This window comes from Parasutterella sp., from assembly GCF_057870745.1.
In genome coordinates this window covers 35,594-45,706 of record NZ_DBMALT010000021.1, presented here as the reverse complement: position 1 = coordinate 45,706, position 10,113 = coordinate 35,594, and the positions used below count along the sequence as shown (strand labels likewise).

The 10,113-nt window shown below is 49.1% G+C and carries 8 protein-coding genes and 1 tRNA gene; 4 read left to right on the top strand and 5 right to left on the bottom strand.

From position 1 onward, the window contains the following. The first annotated feature begins 211 nt into the window (after positions 1-211). A complete protein-coding gene (locus ACZND6_RS07330; protein ID WP_489524509.1) occupies positions 212-2,149 on the top strand; it encodes an IS1634 family transposase in 1,938 nt (645 codons plus the stop codon). Between the two features lie 132 nt (positions 2,150-2,281). Here ACZND6_RS07330 and ACZND6_RS07325 read toward each other — a convergent pair whose 3' ends face one another. From ACZND6_RS07325 to ACZND6_RS07305, 5 genes are all read right to left on the bottom strand, one after another. Beyond that, positions 2,282-2,908, bottom strand: a complete 627-nt coding sequence (locus ACZND6_RS07325; RefSeq protein ID WP_489524508.1) for a molecular chaperone TorD family protein — start codon at positions 2,906-2,908, stop codon at positions 2,282-2,284. Positions 2,909-2,911: 3 nt separating this feature from the next. After that, complete coding sequence (locus ACZND6_RS07320) at positions 2,912-3,616, bottom strand: 4Fe-4S dicluster domain-containing protein (protein ID WP_489524507.1); 705 nt, start codon at positions 3,614-3,616, stop codon at positions 2,912-2,914. A gap of 24 nt (positions 3,617-3,640) precedes the next feature. Next, positions 3,641-3,775, bottom strand: coding sequence for a hypothetical protein (locus ACZND6_RS07315; RefSeq protein WP_489524506.1), 135 nt, complete (start codon positions 3,773-3,775; stop codon positions 3,641-3,643). 63 nt (positions 3,776-3,838) lie between these two features. Beyond that, complete coding sequence (locus ACZND6_RS07310; RefSeq protein ID WP_489524505.1) at positions 3,839-6,292, bottom strand: molybdopterin-dependent oxidoreductase; 2,454 nt, start codon at positions 6,290-6,292, stop codon at positions 3,839-3,841. Positions 6,293-6,614: 322 nt separating this feature from the next. After that, complete coding sequence (locus tag ACZND6_RS07305; protein ID WP_489524504.1) at positions 6,615-8,381, bottom strand: LysM peptidoglycan-binding domain-containing protein; 1,767 nt, start codon at positions 8,379-8,381, stop codon at positions 6,615-6,617. Between the two features lie 116 nt (positions 8,382-8,497). Between ACZND6_RS07305 and ACZND6_RS07300 the strand changes: the two genes are divergently transcribed. From ACZND6_RS07300 to ACZND6_RS07290, 3 genes are all read left to right on the top strand, one after another. Further along, the gene (locus ACZND6_RS07300; protein ID WP_489524503.1) at positions 8,498-9,238 is read left to right on the top strand and encodes a class I SAM-dependent methyltransferase; all 741 of its coding nucleotides are present in this window, start codon (positions 8,498-8,500) and stop codon (positions 9,236-9,238) included. Between the two features lie 35 nt (positions 9,239-9,273). Beyond that, positions 9,274-9,729: a ribonuclease HI gene (gene rnhA / locus ACZND6_RS07295; protein ID WP_489524502.1), complete on the top strand. Its 456-nt coding sequence runs from the start codon at positions 9,274-9,276 to the stop codon at positions 9,727-9,729. Between the two features lie 30 nt (positions 9,730-9,759). Further along, positions 9,760-9,834: transfer RNA gene (locus tag ACZND6_RS07290), tRNA-Val, on the top strand. Positions 9,835-10,113 lie beyond the last annotated feature (279 nt).

Genomic DNA, 10,113 nt, shown 5'->3' with positions numbered 1-10,113 from the left:
TAGCAGGAATTACCCTTAGAGTCAATTTCAACTATTTAAATTTACGAAAGATTTTTCTCAAAATGAAAAAATCCCGGAGCTATGTTCTGGGAGTTCGGGATCTCAACAAGGGAACTCCGAATTTCTTTAGCCCACCCTTTAAATTATTTTATGATGGCGAATTTACAGCGAATTGTGGTATAATTAGTTGTCCACAACAGCGAGGATCGTTATGTATTTAGTAATCCGAGGAGACCGGCTCTACGAAGGCTATTCGATCGTCTATACGACTAAGTCCGGGAAAAAGTCCACAAAAGGCTGCATCGGAAAAGCCTTGGGAAGTAAGTCAGAGTTACTTGCTAAGGATCCTTTGGCTCTAGAGAAACTCCGCGCTGAACTAAAGAAAAGATCCGCACCCAATCAAGCTACCGAGAGAACAAAGCAGCTTTTAGAGGAAATTCCGAGGAAGCGTCCCTCTCTTCCGTATGCCGGAGAGCCGGTGCTTTGTTACGCAAACTACATCCTCAAGCCAATCTGGAATGAAACTCTCAAACTAAAAGCTTTGGTCCGGTATCAGCAATCCAAGACCGATATTGAATTTGATGCCGAGGCACTGCTTTGGCAGACGGTTGTCAACAGAATCGTCTCCCCGAGCTCTCATCTGAAACATTACCGCTCTCAAACGAATTGGCTCGGAAATTCCTTGGCCGAGACTAATTTAAGAAGCCTTTACCGGATGCTTTCCTTTGCCGCTCGGATCAAAAAAACTATCCTGCGAGGTCTGAATAAAGCTTTGAATCAAGCAATGCCGCGTGATTTATCCGTGGTCTTTTACGACGTAACAAATACCTGGTTTGAAACGGTCTGGGACGATGAGCACCAGTGGGCAATGGAAGTAGAAAAGCAGCTCAGTGCGCTTCCTTCAGGAGCCACACCTGAAGAGAGAAGACAGCTCATTGAGAAGCTTGAAAGAGCCAGAACAAGCTCTTTACGCATGAGAGGACCGTCGAAAGAATGCAGAAAGGATCCGATCGTCTCCATCGTGATGGTTGTCGACAGGGACGGAATCCCCATCGACTTCAGAGTTTATCCGGGCAATAGCTCGGAGAAGACAACCATGAAGTGCTCGATTGACGAACTCGCCAAAACTTACAAGATTACAAACGCCGTTGTTGTTGCAGACAACGGACTCAATACGAATGCGAACCTGATCCGGCTGACCAAAGAAAATCAGGGCTTCCTGCTGGCGCACAGCTTATCCAAAGCCAAGCAAGGTTCTGTAGATGAATGGCTTAAAGACACAGGCTGGCAATGGGATAAGGAAAAAGAACGAAAGATAAAAATCATTCCTTCAAGTCTCGTCGATGAGGACGGAGTCGTTCAAACCAATTACCGAATGGTCATTGGCTGGAGCGAGAAACGGTATCGGGAAGACATGTTCAAAATTGAAATGCATGAGCAAGGAGCCAGAGAAGCTATTGCTCATCATGCCAAGCTTCCGCTGGCCACATTCGGTTGGAAAAAATACATTGAGACCGGGAAAAATAAAGCCCAGAAAATCAACGAGAAGAAGCTCGCTAAAGATAAGAAGCTTGCCGGTTATTACGCCTATTTGTTCAAAGACTCTCGAGAGTTCGACAAGGAATGGGTAAAACTTCCGGCAGAAGAAAAGAAAGAACTGTCGGGCTGGGAGATTATCGAACAATACAAAAAGCAGGCGCAGATTGAAGAATGCTTCCGGATTATGAAGACAAACTTCAATTTAAGGCCGATGTATGTCTACACAGATGAACACATCGAAGCACAGGTCTTGATCTGCGTTCTGGCTCTCATCCTGCTTCGAATATTAAGCAAGAAGCTCAAGCTTGCAGGCAGCCCAATGACGACAGAACAAATACTTGCGGCGCTCAACACCGCCAAGCTGTCGGTTCAGCTGGACAAAGAACAGCCGGCCCTTTATAGGCCGTTAAGACAAATCCTGCGTCGACCTCAAGATGATGATCCACATACACCGATACACCTGTACGAAGAGACAGACCTAAGCCGGATCATGAACTGCGTAGATTTAACTCCTCTGCCGCCCGTAGCAGACAAGAACGAGCTTGCACACTGTCTGAAGACACGCTTCGATACGGACAAGGAAGCTCTGGGCGCCGTTTATCAGATTTAGCGAAAGATGAAATAAAAATCCGGAGGGGAGTTTTACAGTTAAAAAACTTAATTAAAGCCCAAAGCACTCTGGGGACCCAGCGATTTAGGTGTCAAAGACAGGAATCACAGCCTTTTCAAATAGAAGCGAAACTTAGCTTTCAGAAACGCTTTCTAAGTGCTCTGAAAGAAATCCGGAAAGTTCATCAATGAACTCGAGGATTAAGCTTACAAAAGGAAGAATCAGAGAAAAGTCGGGGTTGTCCTTCTTGTTTTCGAGCGAGACATAAAAATCCTTTGTCCAAGCAAGTCTTTCTCGAACAAAAGTTTCGGTCTCTTTGAGGACGTTCGTTTTTTCCGTTTCATTGTCTTCCGGAATTGAAGAAAGAATTCGACCCAGGAACAAGAGCTCTACGCCGAGGTTGTCTGCGGGGAGTCCTGCCGCCGGTTTTATCTTGAATCGATAGTACCAGTCGAGCGCCATGTCTCGCGGTTCCTGCATCGACAAACCGGTTTTGACAACGCTTTCTTCCGGAGGAACACACCCCGGACCGATGCAGAAAACTTGAGACCAAGCTCTCTGCAAGGTTTCTAATTCATTGTCGTCGAGAATTTTCCTCGCCGTTTCGATAAGAGACTCCCGCCCGGAGGCAGATTCAAAATTGAAGTAACAATCCAGCAGCTTGACCGTTCGCGTGTTAAAGCCTTCGATCAGCCAAGTGCCGAATGTCTCTGCCTTCATTGAGGCAATGACAAATTCCGAGATGTGTGCCTGATTCATAAATTAACTTCCGGGATTAAACGTTCTCGATTTGAAGAGGATGCAAGGCTTAGTGTTGCCGGGCTCGAAACCCAAAGCCGTGATGGTCGCATCCGGGTGGCGTTTCCTAAGTTCCTCGATCGGACCGCATTCGAGTGCTCTGCCGATACAGGCTGCAACGCATGCCGGTTTGAGTCCTTGTTTCAAGCGATCGATGCACATGTCGCATTTGGTCATCTTCGGATGTTTCGGATCATCAAAGGCAGTCTTGCTGAGATCTTCGTAATACTGAGGAGCGCCCCAAGGACAAGCCTTTGCGCAGCTGCCGCAGCCGATGCACTTCGAAGAGTCGACGATGACGGCGCCGAACTCCGGTTCCTTAGTGATTGCCTTTACCGGACAGACCGGGATACAGGCCGGGTTTTCGCAGTGGTTGCAGGAAATCGAGAGCGGAGCGATCTCAACATTCGGAGGATTGTCGCCGAGTTCTGCGAAAGTCACTCTTCTCCATGTTTCCTTCATGTCGAATTTACGCAGCATCGCAAGGTTGCTGGCAGATTCGTCACTGCCGGCCTGCCATTTTTCAGGCGTTTCGTACTGAGGCAAATCCTTTAGTTCATTGATCTTGGCATCGCCTCTGCGGCCTTCGTTCCATTCTTTGCAGGCAACGGCGCATGTCTTGCAACCGTAGCAGCGGGTTTGGTCAAAATAGAAACCCCATTGTGTCATGATGTTTTCTCCTAACGGTTGTCATTAGCCGAAATTCGGCAGAGTTTTGCTGACTTCGCAAAGAAGTCCGTTGACGTACATACCGCACGAGTCGCCGGTTTCCTTGTTCAGGACCGGGTCGGATACGCCGGTATCTTGGTCTGTCAGGAGTACGTTCATGCAGCCGCCGACGTCGACAGGAACGACATGCTTTTCAGCCTTGCCGTCGTAGTCCGCATCGAACTAAGCTTCGTAAGTTTCGTCCTTGCTCGGCTGGTACCAGGCGCCTTGTGTGATGGACACAACGCCTTTCGGCTGAGCTTTGGTAACGATCGCTTTAAGCTTGGTGCAGCCCATGTCGTTATAGACATAGACCTTTTCGCCGTCCTGAATATTTCTCTGAGCAGCATCCTGAGGATTGATCATGACGCCGTGCGGAGTCGTATCCATCAGCATCGAAGTGTTGTCGTAGACGGAATGGCAGCGGTGAATCAGATGAGGAGTTGTGTACTGCAGGGTATAGACTCTGCCGGAAGCCGGGCTCTTCTTGCCTTCCATGATGTCTTCGTAGCCCTGCGGCGGCCTGACGTAGCGTGCAGACGGTACACCCATAACCACACGGTCGCGAGAAGCGAGGAACGGAGAATAGAAGTTGATCATGCCGGTATCGGTCGGGAATTTTCCAGGCTCGAATTTTGCAGACGGAATGATGCTTTCTTCCGGAGGAACAGGCAGCTGAAGGTTTGCTGTTTTAAGCATTTCTTCAAAGCTCGGGAGCTTCATATCCGGATCAATCTTCTTATAGGCTTCGGGCAGTTTGGCGCCGGCCCATTGCTGACGCATGACATCCAAGTCTGTCATGCCGTTCATGCTCCAAGGAATACCGAGGCGTTTGGCAAAGAGTTCATTAATTTCGTTGTCCGTCTTGCATTCGTACATCGGATCGATCAGCTGACGAACGACGTTGGTATCGGTCTTGACGCGACCGCCGTGGAAGTAGTTCTGTTCAAACTGCGTGACTACCGGGAAGATGATGTCCGAGTAACGAGCGGACGGGCACAGAACTCGTTCGCAGGAAATAATGGACTTCAGGTTCTTATAGGCGAGGATCTTCGGATTGATGGAAGAACTCTGATTGAAGCGGTCGCCTGAACCGGCGCCTCTCCAAATCATGTCGATTTCCAGGTGAGCATTCGGACCGAGGTCAATGCCGTTGAGTCTCAATACGTCATCGCGAAGCTGCTGAGCGGTGCGGTTGTCCAAACCTGTTTCCAGAACTTTGGACTGCATGTACAGAGAGAAGCGGATCGGAGCAAATTTCTTGGCTTCGCAGAACTTAGGTGCCGGACCAAGTTTCAGTGCCATGCCGTCAGTTCTTCTGAGCGGACCGAAACCGCCGCCGCGAACGGTGGCGTTGCCTGTCATGGCGGCTAATGCCAAAGACAGCCAGCAGAAGTAGAGACCGTTGCCGGAACGTTGAGCGCCGCCGGAAGCTGCGCCGGAGTAGATGCAGGCCGGTTTTGTTGTGGCGTACTTAATGGCTAGATTTTCGATTGTCTTGGCAGGAACACCGGAAAGCTCGGAGGCCCAGCGCAGAACGCCGGCTTCGCCGCCGTATTGTTTCTGCAGAGAATCTAAGTACTCAACGAAAGACTCGCCGGCAGGAACGGTGAAACGCTGTCCTTTGTACGGTTTTCCGGTCATCGGATCATTGATCGGAGACTGGCTGACAACAGAATCATTCGGGTAGAAACCGAAGCAGTATTTCTTCAAATAGGCTTCGTCATGAAGTTTGCGGCGGTAAATGGTATTAGCCATTGCCGCAAGGGTGGCAGAGTCGGTTTCAGGACGCGGGCAGATCCAGGCCGGAATGCCGTCAGCACCTGTACCCATTGCACCGACTGTTCCAGTGTAACGCGTGTCGATGACGACGATAGGTATGCCTCTTTCCTTAGCCTTCGTCATGATGAAGGGAAGGTGAGGAGAGGTGGATTGAGAGTCGGCCGACCAGCAAAGAATGAAGCGGGAGTTCAGCATGTCAGAGGCTGGGTGACCTAAGACACCTTTACCGATACCGGCATAGTTGCTGTCGAGCTGGTTGCCGGCAGACATGTTTCCGTAAGTGTTGAGGTACGGTCCCATGTACGGAAGCAATGTCTTGGAGTGCTCCCAGATAGGAATGTATCCGAGCTCTTTTTGTCTTTCTTTTGCTTTGAGGATTGCTTCGCAGGCTCTGTCTAAAGCTTCATCCCATGTAACGCGTTTGAAACCGTTGATGTTTCCGCGTTCAATGGTTTGAATCATCGGATATTTCAGACGATCGGGTGCGTAAATTCTTTTTCTTTCAGACAGGCCTTTTAAGCACGGACGGCGCTGAATGTGGAAAATATCTTCATCGCTTGCGGTGCAGCCTTCCAAAGGAATATCACCGGCTGAAGTCAGAGCAAGAACGCGGCCGTTCTGCACATGAGCTTTCAAAATGCAAGAACCATGCCAGTGCATGTCATGGAACGTGTTGATGACTTTGACGTTCTTGTTGAGTAAATCTTGAGGAGTGACCGGTTGGAAAACTTCTAAATTATCGGAGGCAAGCGCACTTGCCCAAGGACCTAATGCCGCACTTCCGCCTAAGGCAGTCATTGCTTCGAGGAAGGTACGGCGCGACAACTTCATGCCGCCGGATGAATGTTTAATCATAATATGTCCTAATCGGATTTTGAGGTGAATTTGTCAGTTTGGGATACCTGACATTTGGGAGTCTTTCGAGGTAGATTAATCCGGTCAATTTTTGTTACAAATAAATATTACCAGAGGGGTTATATAGTAATGATTACCCTAAGAGCCTTGTACCTCTTTAGTAGACCTTTGTTGTTTTTAATTGATTTTGTTTGCTTTTTTTGAACTTTTTTCGCAAAAAGAGGCAATTTTCCCGTTCGGGTTTTTACGAGCGGAAATCGAACAAATAAAAAGCGCAGCCTACTAAAGCACACTGCGCTCGAAAATAGATCTCTCCGAATAGCTATTGGGCCAACTTTAAGGTTTGTCCGACCTTGAGATTGTTATTACGAATGCCGTTTAGCTTTTTCAGCTGATTGACAGACATATTCGCCGCCGAAGCAATAGAGAAAAGTGTGTCGCCTTTTCTGACCTTGTAGGTTTTCTTCTTGGCCAACGGGCGCTTGCTGACTTGTTTCTGTACTTTTGCAGGAACCTCCTCTAACACGACATGACGTTTCGTCGGGGTACCGGAGGCATTAATGGTTAAACGCTGGCCGACTGCGATGTTATTGCCGGAAATATTGTTGGCATTTCTCAAAGCCGCAGCCGTGATGCCGTAGCGATTTGCGATGCTGTAGAGGGTATCGCCCTTACGCACGACATAGAACTTAGTGGAGGCTACCGGGGTGTCAGGTGTGCTCCTTGTTGTAGAGGGGCGGGAGGTTGTTGTCTGACGAGTAACGATCGGGACATTGACGCGAAGGGTTTGACCGACGCGCAGACGCTGCGAACGCAGGTTGTTGCTCTTCATGATCGTTGCCGGGGAAACGCCCAAACGGCGTGCCACACTTCTCATGTTGTCGCCGCGGCGGACGCGGTAGGTGACGCGGCGGTAGTCCTGCGCTAACGCGAAAGAAGCATCAATGGTGTCGGAAGCGATGTCTTCAGCATTTCCTAGTCCGCTGGCCTTACTGACGAGGACCAGGGAACCTGCTTTGATCCGTCTTCCGGCCGGGATCTGATTGGCTTCGCGCAGCTCGGCTGCTGTCATATGTGCCTTACGAGCGATAGAGGCCACAGTATCTTCGGGTTTCACTCGATAAGTGGTCCAGCTGGAAAGCGGCTTGCCGCTGGTGCGGTAGGCAACCAAGTTTTCAATAAATTGGTCGAGTTTATCCGTCGGCATCAGCATCGAGTGATTGTGGGAAGCCACAATAACGGGACGATTGAAAGAAGGATTCAGAGTGCTGAATTCTTCATGGCTCATGCCGGCAAGGTTCGCGGCACGTTTAACGTCAATATCCTGGTCTTTGAAGATTTGAACGAAGAAGGGTTCGTTATAAATCGTCGGAAGTTTGATGCCGTAATCGTTCGGATTCTGAACGATGTTTTTGATCGCCTGAAGTTTAGGGTAGTAATTGCGGGTTTCGGCCGGCATCCTAAGCGACATATAGTCTGTCGGAAGTCCTAAGGACTGATTTCGTTTAATCGCACGGCGAACGTTGCCTTCTCCCCAGTTATATGCGGCAAAAGCAAGAGGCCAGTCGTTGAATTCATCGTGCAGCCTCTGCAGATAGGTCAGAGCGGCCGACGTGCTCTGCAGAACGTCATAGCGTTCGTCCTTCCACATGGTCTGATCAAGTTCGTAGTGTTTTCCGGTGGCCGGCATGAATTGCCAAAGACCCGCAGCTTTTACTCGCGACTTTGCGTTCGTGACAAAAGCACTTTCTACGAAGGGCAGAAGCGCAATTTCAGTCGGCATTCCGCGTGCGGTGACTTCTTCAATGATGTGGTACAGGTACTTTTGAGAGCGATTGGCCATGCGCTGTAAGTAATCCGGCCGCTTGGAGTACTTAGCTAGGTTTTCGTCAACGACGGAGTTCTCCATGTTCGGAATCTTGAAACCGTCTCTTACACGTGTCCAAACCGTATAGATTTCGTCGTCATCGGCGCCGGGCGTCACGATTTCTTCAATTTCACTCTCCGGAGGTTCGGAAGCGTAAGAAGTAAACGGAAGCGCTAAAACCAAAGACAAAGCCAAGGTACGGAGAGAGGTTCTAAGAAACATCGGAGTGGTGCTCAGAAGTCAGGATAAAGATACAATTATCAGGCACTTTAATGGAAAATCGTTCCGGATCGATTTGATTGTGTTTCAATTGTCATCGTCCGAAACGTCAGTCATTTATGGCCGAAACAATAACGCTCGAAAAATTTTACTCTTCATCGCTGGGTCAATATGCCCTTCGGTGGGAGCAGAACCAATACGACAAATTGGTATCCGATTGTTTCGGATATAACGCGGTGCAGCTGGGTGCTACCGGAATCGATTTTTTAAAGAACAATCGGATCGGGCTCAAAGTCGCTGCGGAACCGACTTTGCGGCCACTGACTCAGCTCTTGGAAACGGATGATCGCGTTCCTGTGCAAATGCTTTTTGAGGCCATGCCGTTTGAGAGCGAAAGCATCGATTTGGTCGTTATGCCGCACGCTTTGGAAGTCTCCGAGGATCCACATGCCTTATTGAGAGAGGTTTATCGAATATTGATTCCGGGAGGCCGAATTATCCTGACCGGATTTAATCTGATGAGCCTATGGGGACTGCGTTTTAAAATGCAGCGTTTCGGCGCAAAGACTTTCCTGCCAGGTAAGCAGTTTATGTCGGTTTTCCAGATTCGAGATTGGCTGCACTTGCTCTCATTCCATGTCGATCGAGGCGCTTTCGGGTGTTACGGCCTTACATTTTCTTCTCCGCAGAGCCGAGAAGACTCATGGATTGAGAAGGCGGGCGATCGCTGGTGGCCGCAATGCGGTGCAATTTTTGCGATCAGTGCTACTAAAGAAGTGGCCGGCTGCAAGCTGGTTGGAAGAGCTCTCAACAAGAAGTTTTTCTTCTTGGGGCGCCAGCCGGCTCCGAAGAGCGAATGAAGACTGAACGCATTCAACGTAACAAAGATATATCGATGAAAGAAGTAGAAATTTGGACCGACGGCGCCAGTAAGGGCAATCCTGGTCCCGGGGGCTGGGGCGCATGGATGAAATACAAAGGCCATGTGCTTGAACTATGCGGAGGAGCACTGAGTACAACGAATAATCAAATGGAACTCACTGCTCCGACTGAAGCCTTGTGCCGCTTAAAAGAACCTTGCAAAGTTACGCTCCACACGGACAGCAAGTACGTTCAGCAGGGAATGACCGCATGGATATACGGCTGGATCAAAAAAGGCTGGAAGACAGCCGACGGCTCTCCCGTGAAGAACTCAGATCTTTGGAAAAAGCTGTACGAAGCTGCAAAGCCGCACGATATCGAATGGGTCTGGGTCAAGGGACACGACGGAATCGAGGGTAATGAACGCGCGGATTTCCTTGCAAATCTGGGTGTAGAAAAGACACTGGAGCAGAGTAAGAAAAAGAATTAAAAATCGTGTAGAATCTCGCTTCACTGGAGCGCACGGTTAGCTCAGGGGTAGAGCACTGCCTTCACACGGCAGGGGTCACTGGTTCGAAACCAGTATCGTGCACCAAGCCATATTTCAAGTAGCCGCAAGTCATCCTTTATTTCAGGGTTTGCGGCTATTTTCATATTTAGCATTCTGACTAAAAAGCAGCAGATTTTGAAGATGTAAATGCAGGAGTGAAGTATGGAAGAGTCAACACTGCAATCTCTAGTGACTTAACCCGCCTGTTTTTCTCCTAGTTTTGCCTGCGACTAGTCGGCCAGTTATCCGCTGTGTTCCTCCCTAGTACACATTACTAACTTCATTTTGTTCCAGGGTTGAGAATGTTCTTTGGATTGAACGTAA

Bases quoted from the DNA above. Each gene is read 5' to 3' on its own strand.
- ACZND6_RS07330 (WP_489524509.1), top strand. From the start codon at position 212: ATGTATTTAGTAATCCGAGGAGACCGGCTCTACGAAGGCTATTCGATC.
- ACZND6_RS07320 (WP_489524507.1), bottom strand. From the start codon at position 3,616: ATGACACAATGGGGTTTCTATTTTGACCAAACCCGCTGCTACGGTTGC.
- ACZND6_RS07310 (WP_489524505.1), bottom strand. From the start codon at position 6,292: ATGATTAAACATTCATCCGGCGGCATGAAGTTGTCGCGCCGTACCTTC.
- ACZND6_RS07300 (WP_489524503.1), top strand. From the start codon at position 8,498: ATGGCCGAAACAATAACGCTCGAAAAATTTTACTCTTCATCGCTGGGT.
- ACZND6_RS07305 (WP_489524504.1), bottom strand. From the start codon at position 8,381: ATGTTTCTTAGAACCTCTCTCCGTACCTTGGCTTTGTCTTTGGTTTTA.
- ACZND6_RS07315 (WP_489524506.1), bottom strand. From the start codon at position 3,775: ATGAACGTACTCCTGACAGACCAAGATACCGGCGTATCCGACCCGGTC.
- ACZND6_RS07325 (WP_489524508.1), bottom strand. From the start codon at position 2,908: ATGAATCAGGCACACATCTCGGAATTTGTCATTGCCTCAATGAAGGCA.
- rnhA (WP_489524502.1), top strand. From the start codon at position 9,274: ATGAAAGAAGTAGAAATTTGGACCGACGGCGCCAGTAAGGGCAATCCT.